We start from the raw sequence: 18,975 nt of genomic DNA, 5'->3' as shown, positions 1-18,975 counted from the left end.
CGTGGGGCAAAAAAGAGTTTTTATAATCCCGCTGACTGAGGCGAGCGAACTTTTGAAGAAAGGTTCCGAGGCATCCACGGGCGGGCCCGTTCACATTTTGTGGACTTGTAGGATAGCTGGCAGGAGACGCAGCCTGCTCGAGTACGCGATTGCGATGTGTCGAATCGCGCCAGGTAATGCCGGGGAATACCCTCGCCTACAAGAAATCGCAAAAACATCCAAGACATGAAACAGAAGTAATGGGCGTGTGCCGTAAGTGCGGTGCCTGCCTTGTTGAAAAATATCCTCGCTGCGGTTGTGGCGAGGTATCGTCAAGGATTGTGTATGATTAATGAACATGTAATGGAAATGCTCCGTGCAGGCGAAGGCTTGCGTGTGGAATTCAAGAAGGCGAAAGACAAGCTGCCAAACAATATTTTTGAGACGGTCTGTGCCTTTCTCAACGCAACGGGCGGTTTCATTTTTTTAGGAGTTGATGACGATGGAACCATTGTGGGTGTGAATCCACAGGCAGTTCCCCAAATGAAAAAAGATTTGGCAAGCCTTGCTCATAACCCTACGAAAATAAATCCCGCCTGCAATCTTTATCCTGAGGAGTGTGAAATTGATGGCAAGACAATCATTGTTTGCCAGGTTCAGGAAAGTTCCGAAATCCATCGCTGTGATGGGGAAGTTTACTTGCGCAGTGACGATGGGGATTTTGTAACTCGCAATACCAACGTGCTTTCGGGAGTGCTGACCCGTAAGCTTGGGCTTTTTACAGAGAAGCGCCCCATGCACGGATTTACTATGGCGGACTTGCGCCCGGAACTTTGCCGTAAGGCTCAAAACTTGATGGCGGTAACTTTCAATAACCATCCGTGGGCGAATTTATCCTTTGAGGAACTTTTGCAGTATGGCGGTTTCTATACGGTGGATCGTAATACCAATGAACGTTGCTTGAATCTGGCTGCTGTTCTAATGTTCGGAACGGATGAAGCTATTTTCAGGGCAGATCCTGCGTTACTTTTCGACTGCTTGTTGCGTCGTGAAGACGAAATCCGTTATGATGATCGAGAGATGATTCGAACCAACTTGATTGACACCTACGAGCAGGTGATGAATTTTATTGCGAAGTATCTGCCGGATCCGTTCTATTTGGAGGGAGATCAGCGCATCAGTTTGCGAGGCAAGATTTTCCGTGAGGCTGTTTCAAACATTATTTCTCACAGAGAGTATATGCATGGTTCGCCTGGTCGAATCATGATTTACAAGGACCGCGTGGAATTCACCAATCCCTGCGTTCAGTATTACATCGATAGGATTACCCCTGCAAACTTGGAACCTTTTGCACGTAACCCGACCATCTGCAATTTTATGGTCCAGATGGGCCGTTTTGAACGCCTCGGCTCCGGTGTGCGTAATACCTGGAAATACTTGCCCATTTACGCGAAGGGAGCGTTGCCAATCTTTGAAGAAACGAAATATGGCTTTAAGTTGACGCTTCCGTTGAACGGCACCCCCCATGATGCCCCCCATGATACCCAGCAAGTCACCCAGCAAGTCACCCAGCAAGTTGATGGGTATGTGTGGGCGTTGTTGAAACATTTAGATGGGGAGATGGGGCGCCGTGAATTGATGCGAAGGCTGTATTTAAAGGATAGGAACAATTTTAGTTGGAAATATTTGCTTCCCGCACTTGCTTTAGGCTATGTAGAACAGACAGTTCCAGATAAGCCAAACAGCCGTACTCAAAAGTATCGTCTAACGGAACTTGGCAAACAGGTGCTTGCAGGTTTGGATAAGGAGGTATAGCCAAAACGATTAAATAAACACAGCGCTCTATTGACCTGAAACGGATTTTAATTCTATATTCAACGTAAATAGAGAGTTTTGCTCTCGTTCCGTATCTGAAACTTAGACACTTTCTGAACCAGGAATGAGACGGACTCACGTCTGTCGGTAAGTTATACTTGTCGGCAACGTTTTGTGGTGTGCATATTCTATTCATTGAATATGCGCTTGCAATGCGGCCTTTATGGGGCGTGGGTTTCTGTGTTTATTGGTTCCGGCAGTCTAAGGCCTCAGATAGATAAATGCATTAACCCCTCCGCCCTTTTTCATTTAAATCGTGTCGGGGAATGTGGAACGAGCAAAGCTCTTGGTGAGTTTTGCTCTTGTTCCGTATCTGAAACTTAGACACTTTCTTGAACCAAGAATAAGACAAATCTCGGAATGCCCAAAATGTTTGGGCGTGTTGCACCCTGGGGGTCGTGTACCCAGTGGTTTAGACCCTCGCTTTCGTGCATGCGCGCCAAGGCGTTTTGGCGTACGCCCATTTTGTTTTCGCAGGTGGGCTAGGCGAGTTTTGTTTTTGAATTGTAGGGATTAGTCGTCGCATTTAGGCGGGAAGCAGCAATGCTCCTCGCCATTTTTTGTGCATCTGCAATCGCGGAATGGAACCGTGTACGGATAGTCGCTCTACTTAAGACTGCTGCAGAAATTGGCCAGGATCATCGCTCCGGAACGAGAGGGGGACTCGTTCACTTTCAACTCGAGGAGCGAGAGGAATGGCTGGAAAGAAGACTGTAGTTGCTGAACAGCAATGTATCAAAGAATTTCATTTGTTTGCGGGGATTGGCGGTGGAATTTATGGTGGAGAACTTCTTGGACATCAATGTTGTGCCGGAGTTGAAATCAATGAATTTTGTCAGCAGGTTTTGAAACAGCGCCAAAAAGATGGCTGGATGGATGAATTTGAAATCTATGGGGATCTTCGTGCTTTGAATGGCGCTGATTTTAAAAATCAGTTTGATGTATTGTGTGGAGGATTTCCTTGCCAAGCTTTCAGCACTGCAGCTCATGGTAAAAACATTGCAGAGAAAAATCTTTGGGATGAGATGTTTAGGTTTGTAAAAGAGTCTGAGGCTCCGATTGTCTTTGGTGAAAATGTTGTATTGCGCGCCATAAGCAAGGCTAAGTCGGATTTAGAATCTGTTGGTTATAAGGTTAAATTCTGTAGATTGAGCTGCTCTGATTTAGGAGCAGATCATCAAAGAAATCGTTTTTGGCTTTTAGCTGTGAAAGACGAAAAAGTATTTGAAAACATAAAAAATCATATCACGTCATTGCCGAAATTTAAGGGTGTATACTGGAGCAAAAATCCCGATGATCTTGGCGACGATGTTTCTGTTGTTAATCGTCGAGAACAATTGAAGGGTGTTGGTAACGCGCAATCTCCTTTTGTTGCTGCGTCTGCATTTAGAATTCTTGTGAATCGTCATATTGAAGACGGTGAATACACAGAAGTCGTTTCTGATGATGAAATTGCAAAGGTATTTGAAATTCAAAAAACATGGATTAAGCAAACCTTTGGTGAAGAACTGGGATTGGTTCATACTCCCACAACGATGGCGAATTATTCTGCGCCTTCTATGATGAAGCATCAAGGGTGCCGTAACTTCAAAAAAGTGTTTGAACGCCCTGCTCCTAAAAATGCAGAATACCTCATGGGTTTCCCACTTGGTGCAAGTTCTCCGGAAGCACAGAAGAAGAACAACTTTAAGAAGTGGGGTGTGTGATTATGGATTCTAGATATTATGTAGAGAACTTTCTACAAAAGAATGGTTTTAGCGAAGCTAAGGCTGATGAAACAATTATTGGAACATCAAAGGTTTTGGATTCGTCTCAGTATATTGCTGCTAGTCGAAACCGCCTAAATAGTGGAATTTTAAGAAATGAGTGTGTAGTTCTTTTAAATCCAATTAGTAATGAAGATCATCTAAATGACGCTATTTTTAGTGGCATTTCAAAGTTACGAGATGATCAATATGTTTTGGTTCAACAATACCCGGAAGAGTCTTTGTGGAATGTTTATCAGGGATTTAATTTTAATGGGATGATGAAGCTAATTCAAAAGAAAATTTCTCTTGAAATGTTTCTAGTTAAAAGACATCTTGCTAATCAAAATAAAAACATCCCCTCTAAAGCTGCTGAAGAAAAAAAACAGGAAATGCAATTGCATTCCCAAATCATCTATTACGGAGTTCCAGGATGCGGGAAAAGTAATACAATCAAAGAACAATTGAAGAATGTTCCTGACTTCAACAAAATTTCAGTTGTCTTTCACCCTGATTATACGAATGCGGAATTTATCGGACAGATTAAACCGAAGTTAAAAAATCACAGTGTAAGCTACGAATTTACACCGGGTCCATTTGCGAAAATTCTACGACGCGCATACCTGAATCCAAATCAAAATTTCTACCTCGTAATTGATGAAATCAACCGAGGTCAGGCATCAGCGATCTTAGGCGAAGTTTTCCAACTGTGCGATCGAATAAAACCAAATGATGATAAGGACGAATTTGGTTATGGAGCTGGCTGGAGTGTTTATGGTATTGATCATGATGATATGAATGACTACATACGAAGTATTAGTAGCTATCTAAAAGAAAATCATGATGGTTGTGAAACTCCTGTTGAGTATACTCCTGAGGATGGAAGAGGCGAGGTCTCGGCTTATAAATCGATAGATATCAACTGGCCTGGTTTTGGTGAAACTGGAAAATTACATTTTTCGGAAATTACCCCGATTCGTCTTCCGCCTAACCTCTCCATCCTTGCGACCATGAATACTTCGGATCAGAATGTGTTCACCTTGGATAATGCTTTCCAGCGCCGCTTTGATATGGAATTAGTTCGCAATGAATTTGCAAAGGACGACGCAGGTAATTTTAAGACGGAAGCTGTTTGTATTCAACACGATGCAAAGATTGCTGGTACAGAAACTTCCTGGAGCGAATTCTGGGAATGGGCAAATCGCAAAATGACGATCCTTCTCAAGGGACTTTCTAGTACCGAAGACAAGCGGCTTGGCGTGTGGTTCGTGTGTAACGTAAATGGTGAAATTTCTGAAAAGATTTTTGCCGAAAAAGTTCTGAAGTACTTGTGGGATGATGCCTTCAAGTTCAAACGCCCTCAGATTTTTATTGACGGCTGCGACACGCTTGAAAATTTGATTTCCAAATTCCATGAAGTAAAGTTTGGCGTGTTCAAAAATTTTGGGAATTAACTATTGACAATGGTGAAATTGCAACCTATATTTTAGGTGCTCAAACGAGCAAAAATATTTTTGTCTTCGCATATTTACGCTTGTCTGCGAGGAAGGAGTTAAGATGAATGATGTTGCAATTGGCATTGAAATAGATGCTCTTACTCAGTGCCTTGTCCACAGATTGTCTGGCGAAATTGTCCAAACTGAATTCCAGTTACATTCTAATAAAATATCAAAACAAACCGCGAAGAAATGGCTTGCGAATGGTTGGCTTTTTGATTGGAGTATCCCCCAAAAAAATGGTTTTGAAATTTACGATTTGTTCGCTGTGAATGATAGTCGAGTTCAAGGAAGAATTGCGTTGAAACACGAGTGCCAGAATTTATTTACCCATGTAAAACTTGTTGAATCTGCCCCAATTAACAGGGGCGCTGATAAGGAATACATAGGTGTTGGTGGTCAACTTTTTGCTTTTGCATGTAAGTTGAGCTTTGAAGTTGGTAATGCTGGCTTTGTTCAATTTGTTGCAAAAACGGACTTGATAGAATACTACACAAAGAATATTTATGCTCTTTCTATTGATGGTCAAAAAATGTATATTGATACATGCGGCGCGACAAAACTTGTTGCCCGGTATTATCCATAGGAGTACTTTCATGCCTGAAAATAAGAAGAATAAAATTCAGTTGCCGGACATAGACTCCTTTGCGCCGGACGGTCGATTGGTTGATCCATGGGGAAAGCCTGTTATTCGTTTGCATGATGCTATTGCTCTCATAAAGAAGCTGGGCCGTCCCCTGACTACAGAAGAAGTGCAGCAATTTATGCATTAGCTGGGAAAAGTCCGTGTGCCAGTTATCCATAGACATTCCAGAAGAAGTGCTGTTTGATACGCATATGGCTAAGGAAAGTGTGCTTTCCTTAGCTAAGCGTGTTGTAGCACTTGAATTCTACAAGAATCATGGAGTTCCTGTTGGGTACTGCGCTGAAATTGCGGGGATGGCCGAGGAGGACTTTATAAAGTTCCTTGGGACTCAAGGCATTTCCATATTCCATTTTGATGATGCAAATGAGTTTATGGAAGAGATGAAAAATGCCTAGACTGAATGACTATTGTACTTGCGAAGCAAAGCTGCATAACGATGAGTTCGTTGGCATTCGTAATAACGGATGTTTGCAGATATGTTTTCCGCTGGGCTACTTCAAGAATGATGTAGCGATTGCTAATATCAATGAAGATGAGCTCCGTCAAGAAGTGATGCATTTGTTTGATGTACTTTCCGATTCGGAACTAACGGATGCGCATGAAAATTCAAGTATTATTGGCAAAGATTCTGACTCCAAGTTATCGGATTTTCCAATGCGCGCCTACGTTAACCTGCTTAGAAATTTTATTGAGTATGGTTACTATTCTGAACAGGAGATTGTATTCAAACAAGGTGGCAATGGTAAGGTTGACTGGAATCGAACTATAAGGACTTTGCGTCTGGATGTTGTTGATGAAAACGTTGTCTACTTGAACCCTGTTACCCGTCATACGAATAATAATGAGCGCGAGCTAGTTTCTCTCATCCATAAGTACTGCGTTTGGGATGCGTCAAAAAGAATCGGATTCATTTTCGGCATTGATATTCAGGAACCTCCATCACTTGATTTTGATTACGAGATGTTTTCTTCAGTACTTATGGGGAAGGTCTCAAGGACATTTAATGACCGCTCCTTGGAATTGTTTCATGATATGGTTCGCATTGTTGAATATCTTGGAAAGAATGTATCCGAAGAGAATGTTGTTCCGGATGAATTCTATTTCGGGGTGAATACTTTCGCTCCTGTTTGGGAGGCAATGATTGAACGCATCTTTGGAACGGAGCGTAGAGAGGATTATTATCCGAAATGTGGCTGGGTAATTGATGGTGTAAATAAAGCTGAAGTTGAAATGCGTCCTGATACGATCATGCAGGTGGATGATTCAATTTTTGTTTTGGATTCCAAGTTCTATACGTACGGTGTTGATGGTGGAACGCTGCCGCAGTCTGAATCCATAACGAAGCAGCTGGCTTATGCTGAATTTGCCGAACAGAATACGCAAAAGACTACTTACAATGCTTTCATTATGCCGTATAATGCAGAAGGTGTAGATTCTTCACTTCCATTTAAAATGAAGTATCTAGGTTACGCCTATAGTGATTGGAAAAAATGTGATGCTGCAAATTGTGTTGCTAGACCATATCACAAAATTCATGGTGTTTTGCTTGACGTAAAATCTGTAATGCAGAATTACAATAAGAATACAATCGGCCAGACAGAATTGGCGATTTTATTGTTGTCGCAATAAAAAGGTTTAATTTCTTGGACCTTTTTACCCCTAAAATTTCTTAGGGGCTTTTTTAGTTGTGTTTTTAACAAAAATGAAAGTCAGCTCTTCCAGTGTACTGCCTCTGAGCAGTTCCAGCGAAATTGCAACTCCTGCGAGTTCCTCCAGTGAAGTGATTGTGCCGGAAACTTCTTCTAGCGAGATGATTACGGAAAGTTCCTCTAGCCAGATGGTTCTTCCGCCGACTTCTTCCTCCGATGAAATTGTAATCCCTGAGAGCTCATCCAGTGACGTAGTCATTGCGGAAACATCCTCTAGCATGGAATCCTTGCTCCCGTCTTCCTCTTCTGTGGTTGCTGCGGCCATTGCCAAGATTCACTTGCAAATATCAGAACGCGATTTACTTGTCTTCGATATGCAGGGAAAATTCCTAGGTAAAATTGAGGTCAAGAATGGCGAATCCTTGAATGAAGTTTTGAAGACTCGTTTCCGCAAGTCTGGCGCTTACTTGGTCAAGCAGGATCATTTGATGCAGCGCGTGAATGTGAAATAAAAGCCCTTGTCAGCTATAGTTCAAAAAATGCACATTGTAAAATGTGCGTTTTTTGTTTTGGAGTGAAAAATTATTCAAAAGAGAAAATTTGTAATTATTACAAATATTTTTGCACAAAGTCTTGACAAGAGATTGGAATGATTATATATTTGTAATCGTTACAAAAATGAAGCGTGAGACAAATAAAAACGCTCAAAACTTAAAATTCGCCAAAGGCGAAAGGAGACATATTATGAAGGTTTGGAAGTGCAAGGTTTGCGGTTACATCCACATGGGCGAAGAAGCTCCGGAAGTTTGCCCTCTCTGCAAGGCTAAGAAGGCTGCATTTGTTTGCGAAGGTGAATCTGCTCCCGCTGCAGCTGCTGCCGGTGCAAAGGCTGTTAAGACCGTCTTCGCCGACGAACACAAGGTGGGCATTGCCCAGGGCCTCGATCCGGAAGTGGTCCAGGGCCTCCGCGAAAACTTCAACGGTGAATGCTGCGAAGTGGGTATGTACCTTGCCATGAGCCGTCAGGCCGACCGCGAAGGCTACCCGGAAGTTGCCGAAGCCTACAAGCGCATCGCTTTCGAAGAAGCTGAACATGCCGCAAAGTTTGCTGAACTCCTGGGTGAAGTGGTCCATGCCGACACCAAGCTGAACCTCCAGCTCCGCGTGGCAGCCGAAGCTGGCGCTACCGAAGGCAAGCTTGCTCTTGCTAAGCGCGCCAAGGAACTGAACTACGACGCTATCCACGACACCGTCCACGAAATGTGCAAGGATGAAGCCCGTCACGGTGGCGCCTTCGAAGGCCTCCTGAACCGTTACTTCAACAAGTAATTCTATAATTACTCAAAATCCTTCGTCGAGGTTACAATGAGAGCTACCGCAGAATTCTTATCGCAGCATGGAATTCGCCCTTCCATCCAGAGGACGACTGTGCTCCACTATCTGCGTGGCGTAAAGACCCACCCTACGGTGGACGAAATTTACCAGGCCCTGCTGCCTGATAATCCGTCCCTTTCCAGGACCACGGTCTATAACACGCTAGAGCTTCTCAGTGATAACGGCCTTGTGCTGACCTTGGATTTTGGCGAAGGTTTCCTGCGCTATGATGCCGACTGCTCTCCTCACTGCCATTTCATTTGCGATGGCTGCAGGAAGGTTTTTGACATCATGGATGCACCTCCCGAATGCGGCTCCATGCTCCCTAGAGGTTTTAGGCTGAAGGGTGTGCAGTTGAAGCTTTTTGGAACTTGTGCAACTTGCAGCAAGAAAGCTTAGCTTGTGCGATGTGAATCCGCAAAAACAAAATGCTGAAATTTAAAAAGACCTGGGTTTACCCAGGCCTTTTTTTGTTGCCACATTTCGGTAGATTTCAAGCTTACGCCGACACCTTCGCCATCGTTGTTTTCGCCGATGAAGCTCTTGAGTTCTTCCCAGTCATCGATGCTCGGAACATGCCATCCGTCGGGGCAAATGCCTTGATGCTTTTCCTTGATTTTATCGCCGGCGGTTTCCTCGTTGTATACGGCTTGTAAGGAATAATGGACCCTATCGGCTTTGCCTCTAGGGTGACATCAAGTGACTATTTGACAATCACGTTGTAGAATTCAAGGAACTGTTCAGGGCTGAGTTCTTCAGCGCGGACAGTGGCGGGATAACCCAGGACCTCTATGGCTTCCTGGATTTTCTTTTTATCGTAGGCCTTTCCAAAAGAGTTGGAAAGGGTCTTGCGCTTTTGTGTGAATGCGGCGCGGACAAAATCGAAGAAACCTTCGGGTGCGACCAGGGCGTTTGTGCGGGGGGTGAGCAGCATGGTGGCGCTGTCTACGTTGGGCTTCGGAGTGAAATGTTCCGGACCGATCTTGCGGAGGATCTGGGTGTTCGCAAAGGCGGAAACCAGAACGGAGAGGCTGCCGTAATTGCTGCTGCAGGGGGCTGCGCAAATGCGTTCTGCAACTTCCAACTGAACCATGCCCATGAAGCCCTTGGTCAAATGGAGACGGGGCATGAGCCCTGCGATAATTGCAGTGGAAACGTTGTAGGGAAGGTTGCCGGTGACCCAGGGTTTTTCGTGGGAGTTCAGGAAGCCTTCCAAGTCAAATTTCAGGAAGTCGATGTTGGTAATATGGAAATTCTTGCGGTCGCCGAATTTCCCATTGAGCACTTCGACGCATTGCTCGTCAATTTCTACAGCAGTGAGGTCGACGCCGCGGTTCAGCAAATGTTCCGTAAGGGCGCCGTGGCCCGGACCGATTTCCAGAACGGCTTCGCCCTCGTTTGCGGGCAGATCACCTGCGATTGCGATGGCGGTGGGGACATCCAGAAAGTTTTGGCCAAATTTACGACGACGAGCTCTATCCATATTTTGAAATGTAGAAATATTGTGGACGCCGCGTTTTAGATTTGTACGAAAACAAGTCGGTGCGAAATTAGATGCCCAGGAATTTCTTGAGGGCGTCCATGTTTTCGCGGGCGTCCTTGAAGCCTAAGGCGTAGAGGGCGGTAATCTTTGCGGCGTCCTTTTCGACGCGGCCGATTTTCATATTCACGCTGGGGCGGAATACGAATGATTTTCCCTGCTTTTCCCAGTCGGCGAGGGTGGCGAGGCACTTGTTGTAACGAATGTGGCGGTCACCAACGGCTTCTACGAACTTGGGATACTTGCGGTATACCAGCTTGTAAATCGGCAACAGGGAATTAGCTTCTTTCTTATAGCCTTTGTGACGGGCGGTGATGACGACTTGCTTTTTGTACCCGATGCTGTCCATGAATTCAAAGGGGATGCTATCGGCAACGTTACCGTCCATCATTTTTTTGCCTTGGTAATGGACGATGCTGCTCATGAGCGGTAGCGAAGATGAACTGCGGATGGCATCCATGTCGGTGCGTAAATCGTGGACGATAAAATGTTCCGATCCTCCGGTTTCCACATTGCTTGCTGCGGCGTAGAAAGGGGTTTCTGCAGCGTTCCTTGCGAAGGTCTCGTAATCGAATGGATCGAGTTTTTCGGGAACGGTATGGTAGCAGAATTTCAGGTCGAAATAGTTTCCGGTGCGTAGCCAGTTACCAAGACTCATGTAGCGTTTGTCCTGGGAATAGATGGTATCCAGACGGAAATTCCTATCACGTTGTTCAGAAAGGTAATTGCAGAGATGCGTTGCTCCTGCAGAAGTTCCGGCATAACCGCCAAACTTTATGCCTTCATCGTAAAGGGCGTCAAGAACGCCTGCAGAATAGGCTCCGCGCATTCCGCCGCCTTCAAGAACCAGAGCTACATCTTTTACAAAAAACTTGAACATCGCTTTAAATCTAAATTTTTAAATTAAGTTCTGTGAACGAACAAGAAAAATTCCTCTGCGAAAATTTGAAAGCTTGCGCCGACCGTTTTGTGTCCGCAAACATTTACAAGGTTCTTCCTGAAATTGGGATGAACATCGGCTATACTGTGGACGGGAACTCTGCGGTGGAAGTTTGCGATATCCCTGGTCGAATTCGACGTGTGGAAAATGACTGTTGCTATGTTCGTGAACCCAAGATGGGAGGTAGTGTCTACATGGCACAAACGCTTCTCGCTATTCGCAAGAAGTTTCCTCAGGCCCAGTGCGTTGCCAACCTCCGCAGTAGTGAAAAGATTTTAGCCGCTTGTAGGGAACTTGACTTTGTCATGGTTGACATGCCCACGCCTCCCGGCTATTGGCAGCTTGGGAACGACTACTTTGTGGATTTAGAAAAGGTCATCGCTGAATGCGACGACCTCCCTGATGTGATTACCATTCCCGATAGAATCAATCTGGAAAAATTGATTCTTGTGGTGTCTGCAGATCTTGAGGATTTTGCAGACAAGGTTCTTGCATTAAATTCTATGGTTTAGAAGTTAATGAAAGCGCCGATGGAGAATCCGATTTCATCCGAGTTGCTGAAAGAGCTAAACGGATTCTTCACGAACTGATTTGTGAAAACCATTTCGAGGGCTGCGTAGTCGGTGTGAAGTCTCATACCGAGATTTGCAGTGGTGGTACCAGACTTTGTGCTGTATTTCTTGGTGCCGGCATTGACCTTGTATGCGTCGGAAATTTCTACGGCGTTCCACTGGTAGCTTGCGCTACCGAAGGCCATGACGTACTTACCGAGAACGACTTCACCGAGAATGTTGGGTGCGAGTTCCACACCGTATTCGTTATGACGGCTGACCACACCTAAAATTCTGTCGTAGGCTACCATAGGCACGGCGGTATTCAAGCCGACATAGAGTCGGGACTTTTCTGATTCAAGAACGGTGCTGCCGAAGTTGAATTCAGGAACCACGGCGACGCAGGAACTGGTGTCTGTTTCGACGGTCCTGATGGTAGACTTATAAATCTTGCCATCGGCACCCACGAAGTAGCTGACCTGCGTGGTGGATGTCTTTTGCTGGTGTCTCAGGAAGGACAGGTTAAATGCCCATGCAAATCTGCTGTTGTTGGAGTTTGCAAGGGTAAACTTGCCTTCGAAATCCCAGACGCTGACGTCTACTTTGGCCAAGGCGTTACTTGCGTAGAACTGGTCGCTCGGGTTGGAGAATTGCAAGTCCAAGCCCATGTCGAAACCGAGAAGGTTTGCAGAAACGACACCGCCAAAAAGGGTTCCGGAGGATGTTTCATTAAGTTTTTCTTCGGTGTTGGTTATATCGACATTGGTTGTGCTCCAATTCTTGCCGACTGCAAATCTTAAGGCACCACCTATTTTGCCAAAGGCTGCGCCGGCAGAAACAAGGCCGAGGTCGTTGCTGTTGTCAAAGGCAAGGAAGTAGGTGCGGGAGTCGCTTCCGAAAGAGGCTACACCATAGCCATTGATCGGTTCGAAGTATCCCAGTCTGTGGCCCAGCATTTTATGAGGCATTGCAAGATCGCCACCGATTGTGGAGGCGGCGGCTTCGTTGCCCACAATGTTGTAGGCGTTACCGTGAAGGACGTTTAAATCCTTATGGACTGCAAGAAGCTTGGCAAGGGAGTCGTCGGAAATGGATTCGTTTACGTTTGCCGAAATGATGGAATCCTTGATGGAGGCGTCTGTTTTTGCCAAGGTGTCGACAGCGGCAGAATCTGTGGCGACTGTGCCTTGTGCCAGAGAGTCGGTTGCTACGGGTGCGCTTGCTGTGGAGTCGTTAACAACTTCTGCATTTGCGACGGCACTATCGGGTGCCGGTTCAGGAAGCGGAATAGGAACGACTGGTTCTGCGGTTGTAGTAGAGTCTGTTGCAGCATCGGTCGGCTGAGCGATTTCTGTGGAAGACTGTTCGGCGGTTGCTACAGTGTCGGCAGTTGCTACTGCTTCGGTAGTTGCAGTGGCTGCGGAATCGGCAACCGCGGTTTCTGCCGGTACTGCGGAAACAGTTGCCGTGTCTACGGGAGCTGTATTTGCGGTTTGGGGGTCTTGGGCCTGGGCAAATGCGGCGAGACCTGCAGTAAGGACGATAAACTTTGTTTTCAAATTCATAGCATTATAAACTTATATAAAGAAACAAGAATATGAAAAAAAATCTTTTGATAATAGCGGTTTTTCTTGTGTAAAAAAAGTGCTGGCGGCTTTGAAATGTTGTTTTAAAAAAGGAATAGTTTTGAAATTGAATATTTTGAGGTTAAGGCTCCCATTGACGATCCCAATGTTGCCTACACTTTCCATTATTACGCCAATACCCATGCTGCCGATAAGGAAGGCAAGAATGTGGAAGAAGCTATGAAGGCCGGCTACTCTGTATTTATTACGGAATGGGGAACTGGCAACGCAGATGGCAAGGGCACTCCCGGTGTTGCCGCCAATAATAAATGGCAGACTTGGGTTGACGAAGTGCGCTACTAAGTAAAATAATGGTGCTTTGAATGAAGAACGGGGTATGTGTGAACCTCGTTCTTTTTTTATTTTGTTGATGTAATTTTGGCTCGGGTTTTGTGTTTGCTTGACCCGAAGCATTTTAGAGAGGTTTTTATGTCCGTTGCAATGCAAGATGTAATGAAACAGTCCGGCGTAGCTTTCGGTACCAGCGGTGCCCGCGGTCTCGTAAGTGCCATGACTGATCGCGTGTGCTACGTTTACGCACGTTCCTTTATCAAGTACTGCGAAGTTTCCTACAAGTGCGAAAAGGAAATTGCTATTGCTGGCGACCTTCGCCCTAGTACTGGTCGCATTTTGCAGGCTCTGGTGAAGGCTGGTCAGGATGCTGGCTGGAAGGTTACTTACTGCGGACGTATTCCTTCTCCGGCAATTGCCCTTTATGGCTTGGATAAGCATTTGCCTACCATCATGGTGACCGGTTCTCATATTCCGGCTGACCGTAATGGCATCAAGTTCAATCACCCGAACGGTGAAATTACCAAGGCTGACGAACAGGGCATCGTTTCCCAGTCTGTGGATTTCGATGAATCTATGTTCGGTGCCGACGGCATGCTCGTCGCTGCTCCTGAACTTCCCGCTGTTGAAACCGAGGCTGAAGAAAACTACTGCAAGCGCTATCCCGCATTCTTTGGTGAAAAGGCTCTCCAGGGTCTTACCATCGGTGTGTATCAGCACTCTGCCGTAGGTCGCGACATTGTTGTCCGTGTTCTTGAAAGTCTTGGCGCCTGCGTAAAGCCCTTTGGCCGCAGCGACGTTTTTGTTCCGGTGGATACCGAAGCTATCCGCCCCGAAGATGAAGAACTGGCTCGCGAATTTACCCACAAGGATTATGTGGACGCTGTGTTTAGTACCGATGGCGACTCCGACCGTCCGCTTTTGGCTGACGACGTGGGCATGTGGCTTCGCGGTGATGTGCTGGGCATTCTCGCTTCCCAGGCTCTCGGCATCAAGCGCATTGCTACTCCGGTGAGCTGCAATACCTCTCTTGAAAAGTGCAACAGCTTCGAAAAGATTTGCCGCACCCGCATCGGTTCACCTTATGTAATCGCCGGCATGGAAAGCTTGGTTGATGCTGGTTCCGCAGATTGTTCCGTCGCCGGTTACGAAGCTAACGGTGGTTTCTTGCTGCAGACGGACTTGACTCGCGTCGCTTACGATGGTGTGGCTCGTACCTTGAAGGCCTTGCCTACCCGTGATGCTTTGCTCCCCATGATTGCCGTGATGGTCATGGTCCGTGAACAGAAGATGTGCGTTGTGGATTTGCTCCGCAAGTTGCCCAAGCGCTTTACTGTGAGCGACCGTCTCAAGGAATTCCCCACCGAAATTTCCAAGGCAAAGCTTGCTGAAATCCGCGAACAGAAACTTGGTGAAAAGTTGTTCGGCAAGTTTGCTGCAAAGCCTAGCAAGTTCAAGCCCAAGGATGGTCCTGCTCCCATTTTCCACGGAAAGATGGTGGGCCTGAATGAAGTGGACGGCTACCGCATGGAATTTGATTCCGGCGATATCGTTCACCTGCGCCCCAGTGGCAATGCTCCGGAATTCCGCTGCTACGTGGAAACCGAAGGCAAGGAACGTTCCGCAGAATTGCTGGCTGACTGCCTCAAGGTCATGGAAGGTTGGCGTAAATAGCGTTGGTGTTCCGCTGCCGGCATCACCATAGGTTTAAATTTTTTGTATTTTGGATAGCATGATCAAGAAACTTCTTACATCCGCCCTGTTTGTTGGCTCCTTTGCTTCGTCTGCTTTTGCTGGCGAACATTGGAATGTTGATCTTGGTGGCGTGACCATGAAGTTCCTTTCCATGCCTGTTGCTGCCCGTTCCGCTGCACTTTCCGGCGCCGGTGTTGCCGACCCTGCGAGAGCTTCTGAAGCTTCCCGTAATCCGTTGGCTATGAGCACCATCAAGAATGCGGAATTTGGTGTTAGCCAGTTGATCTTTGGTGAAAACCGCGCGGATAATTTTGTTTCCGCCTACTACGGCATTCCCTTTGCCATTTCGAATTACAAGGTTGCCGCATCGGCATCTATTGATTTCATCGGTTACGATAACATCGAAGGCCGTGACGAATACGGCAACTTGACTACCGAATATGGTGCTTTTGCCTGGAGCATTCAGGCTGGCCTCGGAAGCCAAGGTGAAGTTTTCAACTGGGGTGCGAATGTACGTTTGGCACAGCAGACCATCGATGATGAATCTGCCCTTGCCTTCCTGGGTGACATCGCGGGCTCCTTCAAGGTGAACAAGTATTTCGCTTTCGCCGCTTCCCTGACAAACTTTGGTTTTATGGGTGATTATGATGGCGAGGATGAGGCGGAACCTATGGCTTTGCAGGCCGGCGTCTCCGGTTTCTTCCCCATTGCGGAAAAGTGGAATGCCCATGTTTCTGCCGACGCATACCGTCGTGCAGATACTGATGCCTACTGGCTCTTTGGTGGTGAAGTCAATTACTTGAAAACTTTGTCTTTCCGTATGGGTTACGCTATTCGACCGAATACCCGAAACGCACTCAGCTGTGGTCTTGGTATTGCCTTCAGCATGATCGTGTTTGATTATGGTTATAGTCCGAAGCCTGCATTACAGGCTGGTGACCATTACATCTCCTTGGGTCTGAAGTTCTAGTCCGTGCTTGCGGATTTGATAGGCGAGGCTGCCGCGGCTGATTCCGAGCTTTAGGGCGGTGGCACTTTTATTCCAGTTATTTTTGTGAAGTTCCGCCAGGATAATTTCTCGGTGCGGAGCGGTGTTGTTTTGACGCGTGGGAATGTATTGCCTTGTGGGGTCGTACAGCCGCGGCAGGGCAGCGCTTTCCAGTGCTGCAGATCTTGCGGTTGCAGAATCTGGACTCGCGAATTCCTCGTCTAGAATTTCCTGAAGGGATGCGCTGTAGGGCTTGAGCAGAGCATAACGCTGCAGCACGTTCTTCAATTGCCGAACATTGCCGGGCCAGCGCTGGATTTTAAGTTTGTACAGTTCCGCGGGGGAGAGCGGGAGCGCCCTGTAGCCGGGTAACGGATTGGACGGTGACATGTTGGCTTCCGCCCAAAGTTCCTGGGCGATATTCTCGAAGTCGCTGCGGTCCCTTAAGGCGGGAAGTTTTATGGGGAACACGTTCAGCCTGAAGTAGAGATCCTCACGGAAGCGGCCGGCCGCCACTTCATCACGAAGATTGCGGTTGGTGGCGCAAATCAACCTGAAGTCCACGGGAATATTCGTTGTTGCGCCTAAGGGCATTACGGAACGCTCCTGCAGAATTCGCAGAAGTTTGCACTGCTGTTCCATAGGCATTTCCCCAATTTCATCAAGGAACAAAGTTCCTCCGCTGGATGCTCGTACCACGCCAACTTGCTCCGAGTTCGCCCCCGTATAGGCACCTTTTCTCGCACCCTCCAAAATACTTTCCGCCAAGTTGGATGCAATGGCACCGCAGTTCACCGCCACGAAAGGCCCCCTGGACCTGGCGCTTCTGCCGTGGATATAGCGTGCCGCCACCTCTTTTCCGCAGCCCGATTCTCCCTGCAAAAGTACGGAAATATCGGAATTTGCGGCAATTTTTAGCATGTTCTCTTTGATTATCATAGTTCCTCCCGCCCTATACACGCTTTTTTCCCTTTAAATGAGCACCCTTTTTTGTTAATTTTACGCCCGCCTTGAAGATTTTACATTCGTGTACGTAGAATGGAGACGCTTCAGGGTGTTCACAAGAGGCTGGCTTAGGCAAGTAGGTCCGAGTCGAAGGTTTGTCGCTCCGAACGGGGCGCGAGGCTTGGGACCCAGGGGCCGGCAGCCCAAAGGAAAACACATGTCTAGAATCGTATGTAAGTTCGGCGGCAGCTCTGTTGCCGACGCTGGTCAGTTCCGTAAAATCAAGAACATCGTTTCCTCCGATGCAAAGCGCAAGGTGGTTGTGGTCTCTGCTCCGGGCAAGCGCAATCCCAAGGAAACCAAGCTGACCGACCTCCTCTACAGCACCTATGATCTGGCTTCCAAGCACCTGGATTTCTCCGAACCCTGGAACTTGATCCGTAACCGCTATCTCGAAATTTGCTCCGACCTGGGTATCGAACCCAAGGTTGCCGAAGACCTGGACATCCTGGAAAAGCAGCTCCGCGACGACGTTGAATCCATCACCACCGATTACCTGGTGAGCCGCGGTGAATACCTGAGCGCTCGCGTCATGTCCGTGTACCTGGGTGCCGAATTCGTGGATACTTTCCCCATCATCACCTTCGATGAAAAGTACCGCATTCTGCCTTCCAGCTACGAAACCATCGCCAAGGCCCTTTCCGACGAGAACAAGCTCTATGTTCTTCCGGGCTTCTACGGTTCCAACACCCGTGGCGAACTGAAGACCTTCAGCCGCGGCGGCTCCGACATTACCGGCGCAATTCTCGCCAACGCAATCGACGCCGAAACCTACGAAAACTGGACCGACGTTTCCGGCATGCTGATGGCTGACCCCCGCATCGTCGAAAATCCGCTGCCCATCGAATACGTGTCCTACCGCGAAATCCGCGAACTGGCCTACTCCGGTGCAAGCGTCCTTCACGACGAATCCATCGCTCCTTGCCGCGCCAAGAAGATTCCTATCAATATCCGCAACACCAACCGCCCCGAAGACGCCGGCACCATCATTGGCCCCACTCCGGAATCCACCAAGCTTCCCATCACCGGCGTTGCCGGCCGTAAGGGCTTCTCCATGATCTACATCGAAAAGTCCATGATGAACAAGGAAGTTGGTTTCGGCCGCCGCGTGCTGGCCGTTCTCGAAGGCGAAGGCCTTTCCTACGAACTGTGCCCCAGCGCCATCGACTCCATGAGCATCGTTGTGGATACCAAGAAGCTGGAAGCCGTTGAGCACGTGGTCATGGAAGACATCACTCAGCAGATGCATCCGGACCGCATCAAGATCTTCAAGGGCATCAGCCTTATCGCTACCGTTGGCCATGGCATGACCAACAAGATCGGTGTTGCAGCAAAGCTCTTCACCGCCCTTGCAGAAAACAGCGTCAACGTCCGAATCATCGACCAGGGTTCTTCCCAGATCAACATCATCACCGGTGTGGATGAAGACGACATGAACAAGGCCATCAAGGCCATCTACGACGCATTCACTAAGTAACTCTTAGTAGCGTGAAAAAACAGCCCGCAGTTCAACGCTGCGGGCTTTTTTGGGTATATGAAAACCACCGGCTAGGCCGGTGGTTCTAAAAAGCCTATG

The 18,975-nt window shown here is 47.3% G+C and carries 19 protein-coding genes; 15 read left to right on the top strand and 4 right to left on the bottom strand.

Annotation, left to right across the window (positions count from 1 at the left end; genetic code table 11):
- The first annotated feature begins 324 nt into the window (after positions 1-324).
- The 10 genes from MJZ25_10965 (at position 325) to MJZ25_10920 (ending at position 9,420) form a co-directional block, all read left to right on the top strand.
- Positions 325-1,794, top strand: coding sequence for a putative DNA binding domain-containing protein (locus MJZ25_10965; protein MCQ2124694.1), 1,470 nt, complete (start codon positions 325-327; stop codon positions 1,792-1,794).
- Positions 1,795-2,549: 755 nt separating this feature from the next.
- On the top strand, positions 2,550-3,560 hold the full coding sequence (locus MJZ25_10960; GenBank protein ID MCQ2124693.1) for a DNA cytosine methyltransferase: 1,011 nt from the start codon (positions 2,550-2,552) through the stop codon (positions 3,558-3,560).
- A 2-nt stretch (positions 3,561-3,562) separates the two neighbouring features.
- Positions 3,563-5,053, top strand: coding sequence for an AAA family ATPase (locus tag MJZ25_10955; GenBank protein ID MCQ2124692.1), 1,491 nt, complete (start codon positions 3,563-3,565; stop codon positions 5,051-5,053).
- A 103-nt stretch (positions 5,054-5,156) separates the two neighbouring features.
- Positions 5,157-5,681 (top strand): hypothetical protein, encoded by a 525-nt coding sequence (locus tag MJZ25_10950; protein ID MCQ2124691.1) that lies wholly within the window; start codon positions 5,157-5,159, stop codon positions 5,679-5,681.
- Positions 5,682-5,691: 10 nt separating this feature from the next.
- Positions 5,692-5,868, top strand: a complete 177-nt coding sequence (locus MJZ25_10945; GenBank protein MCQ2124690.1) for a hypothetical protein — start codon at positions 5,692-5,694, stop codon at positions 5,866-5,868.
- A gap of 260 nt (positions 5,869-6,128) precedes the next feature.
- Complete coding sequence (locus MJZ25_10940; protein MCQ2124689.1) at positions 6,129-7,370, top strand: LlaJI family restriction endonuclease; 1,242 nt, start codon at positions 6,129-6,131, stop codon at positions 7,368-7,370.
- A gap of 73 nt (positions 7,371-7,443) precedes the next feature.
- The gene (locus tag MJZ25_10935; GenBank protein ID MCQ2124688.1) at positions 7,444-7,902 is read left to right on the top strand and encodes a hypothetical protein; all 459 of its coding nucleotides are present in this window, start codon (positions 7,444-7,446) and stop codon (positions 7,900-7,902) included.
- Positions 7,903-8,134: 232 nt separating this feature from the next.
- On the top strand, positions 8,135-8,719 hold the full coding sequence (locus MJZ25_10930) for an NADH peroxidase (protein ID MCQ2124687.1): 585 nt from the start codon (positions 8,135-8,137) through the stop codon (positions 8,717-8,719).
- Positions 8,720-8,755: 36 nt separating this feature from the next.
- Positions 8,756-9,163, top strand: a complete 408-nt coding sequence (locus tag MJZ25_10925; GenBank protein ID MCQ2124686.1) for a transcriptional repressor — start codon at positions 8,756-8,758, stop codon at positions 9,161-9,163.
- Positions 9,164-9,192: 29 nt separating this feature from the next.
- On the top strand, positions 9,193-9,420 hold the full coding sequence (locus MJZ25_10920; GenBank protein MCQ2124685.1) for a hypothetical protein: 228 nt from the start codon (positions 9,193-9,195) through the stop codon (positions 9,418-9,420).
- 47 nt (positions 9,421-9,467) lie between these two features.
- Here the strand turns inward: MJZ25_10920 and rsmA are convergent, their stop codons facing one another.
- Both rsmA and MJZ25_10910 read right to left on the bottom strand, forming a co-directional pair.
- Entirely contained in the window at positions 9,468-10,247 is a 780-nt protein-coding gene (rsmA, locus tag MJZ25_10915; GenBank protein MCQ2124684.1) for a 16S rRNA (adenine(1518)-N(6)/adenine(1519)-N(6))-dimethyltransferase RsmA, read from the bottom strand.
- A gap of 67 nt (positions 10,248-10,314) precedes the next feature.
- Complete coding sequence (locus MJZ25_10910) at positions 10,315-11,184, bottom strand: patatin family protein (protein MCQ2124683.1); 870 nt, start codon at positions 11,182-11,184, stop codon at positions 10,315-10,317.
- A gap of 32 nt (positions 11,185-11,216) precedes the next feature.
- Between MJZ25_10910 and MJZ25_10905 the strand changes: the two genes are divergently transcribed.
- Positions 11,217-11,756: a hypothetical protein gene (locus MJZ25_10905; protein ID MCQ2124682.1), complete on the top strand. Its 540-nt coding sequence runs from the start codon at positions 11,217-11,219 to the stop codon at positions 11,754-11,756.
- Here MJZ25_10905 and MJZ25_10900 read toward each other — a convergent pair.
- A complete protein-coding gene (locus MJZ25_10900) occupies positions 11,753-13,360 on the bottom strand; it encodes a hypothetical protein (GenBank protein MCQ2124681.1) in 1,608 nt (535 codons plus the stop codon). The two genes, MJZ25_10905 and MJZ25_10900, sit on opposite strands and share 4 nt — an antisense overlap.
- Positions 13,361-13,513: 153 nt before the next feature.
- Between MJZ25_10900 and MJZ25_10895 the strand changes: the two genes are divergently transcribed.
- From MJZ25_10895 to MJZ25_10885, 3 genes are all read left to right on the top strand, one after another.
- Positions 13,514-13,723, top strand: coding sequence for a glycoside hydrolase family 5 protein (locus tag MJZ25_10895; protein ID MCQ2124680.1), 210 nt, complete (start codon positions 13,514-13,516; stop codon positions 13,721-13,723).
- 126 nt (positions 13,724-13,849) lie between these two features.
- Positions 13,850-15,385, top strand: a complete 1,536-nt coding sequence (locus MJZ25_10890) for a phosphomannomutase (GenBank protein ID MCQ2124679.1) — start codon at positions 13,850-13,852, stop codon at positions 15,383-15,385.
- 58 nt (positions 15,386-15,443) lie between these two features.
- Positions 15,444-16,376, top strand: a complete 933-nt coding sequence (locus MJZ25_10885; GenBank protein MCQ2124678.1) for a hypothetical protein — start codon at positions 15,444-15,446, stop codon at positions 16,374-16,376.
- Here MJZ25_10885 and MJZ25_10880 read toward each other — a convergent pair.
- Positions 16,332-17,333, bottom strand: a complete 1,002-nt coding sequence (locus MJZ25_10880; protein ID MCQ2124677.1) for a sigma-54 dependent transcriptional regulator — start codon at positions 17,331-17,333, stop codon at positions 16,332-16,334. The genes MJZ25_10885 and MJZ25_10880 overlap by 45 nt on opposite strands.
- 223 nt (positions 17,334-17,556) lie before the next feature.
- Between MJZ25_10880 and MJZ25_10875 the strand changes: the two genes are divergently transcribed.
- On the top strand, positions 17,557-18,876 hold the full coding sequence (locus MJZ25_10875; GenBank protein MCQ2124676.1) for an aspartate kinase: 1,320 nt from the start codon (positions 17,557-17,559) through the stop codon (positions 18,874-18,876).
- Positions 18,877-18,975: the final 99 nt, after the last annotated feature.

Source organism: Fibrobacter sp., assembly GCA_024399065.1.
GTDB lineage: Bacteria > Fibrobacterota > Fibrobacteria > Fibrobacterales > Fibrobacteraceae > Fibrobacter.
The sequence above is the reverse complement of the archived record's forward strand: the minus strand, read 5'-3'. Positions and strand labels throughout refer to the sequence as shown.

What these genes read in the sequence shown, in the direction of transcription:
- MJZ25_10880 (MCQ2124677.1), bottom strand. Translation starts at nt 17,333, where the DNA reads ATGATAATCAAAGAGAACATGCTAAAAATTGCCGCAAATTCCGATATT.
- MJZ25_10925 (MCQ2124686.1), top strand. Translation starts at nt 8,756, where the DNA reads ATGAGAGCTACCGCAGAATTCTTATCGCAGCATGGAATTCGCCCTTCC.
- MJZ25_10900 (MCQ2124681.1), bottom strand. Translation starts at nt 13,360, where the DNA reads ATGAATTTGAAAACAAAGTTTATCGTCCTTACTGCAGGTCTCGCCGCA.
- MJZ25_10945 (MCQ2124690.1), top strand. Translation starts at nt 5,692, where the DNA reads ATGCCTGAAAATAAGAAGAATAAAATTCAGTTGCCGGACATAGACTCC.
- MJZ25_10910 (MCQ2124683.1), bottom strand. Translation starts at nt 11,184, where the DNA reads ATGTTCAAGTTTTTTGTAAAAGATGTAGCTCTGGTTCTTGAAGGCGGC.
- MJZ25_10885 (MCQ2124678.1), top strand. Translation starts at nt 15,444, where the DNA reads ATGATCAAGAAACTTCTTACATCCGCCCTGTTTGTTGGCTCCTTTGCT.
- MJZ25_10875 (MCQ2124676.1), top strand. Translation starts at nt 17,557, where the DNA reads ATGTCTAGAATCGTATGTAAGTTCGGCGGCAGCTCTGTTGCCGACGCT.
- MJZ25_10965 (MCQ2124694.1), top strand. Translation starts at nt 325, where the DNA reads ATGATTAATGAACATGTAATGGAAATGCTCCGTGCAGGCGAAGGCTTG.
- MJZ25_10960 (MCQ2124693.1), top strand. Translation starts at nt 2,550, where the DNA reads ATGGCTGGAAAGAAGACTGTAGTTGCTGAACAGCAATGTATCAAAGAA.
- MJZ25_10940 (MCQ2124689.1), top strand. Translation starts at nt 6,129, where the DNA reads ATGCCTAGACTGAATGACTATTGTACTTGCGAAGCAAAGCTGCATAAC.
- MJZ25_10950 (MCQ2124691.1), top strand. Translation starts at nt 5,157, where the DNA reads ATGAATGATGTTGCAATTGGCATTGAAATAGATGCTCTTACTCAGTGC.
- MJZ25_10930 (MCQ2124687.1), top strand. Translation starts at nt 8,135, where the DNA reads ATGAAGGTTTGGAAGTGCAAGGTTTGCGGTTACATCCACATGGGCGAA.
- MJZ25_10955 (MCQ2124692.1), top strand. Translation starts at nt 3,563, where the DNA reads ATGGATTCTAGATATTATGTAGAGAACTTTCTACAAAAGAATGGTTTT.
- rsmA (MCQ2124684.1), bottom strand. Translation starts at nt 10,247, where the DNA reads ATGGATAGAGCTCGTCGTCGTAAATTTGGCCAAAACTTTCTGGATGTC.
- MJZ25_10935 (MCQ2124688.1), top strand. Translation starts at nt 7,444, where the DNA reads ATGAAAGTCAGCTCTTCCAGTGTACTGCCTCTGAGCAGTTCCAGCGAA.
- MJZ25_10890 (MCQ2124679.1), top strand. Translation starts at nt 13,850, where the DNA reads ATGTCCGTTGCAATGCAAGATGTAATGAAACAGTCCGGCGTAGCTTTC.
- MJZ25_10920 (MCQ2124685.1), top strand. Translation starts at nt 9,193, where the DNA reads ATGCTGAAATTTAAAAAGACCTGGGTTTACCCAGGCCTTTTTTTGTTG.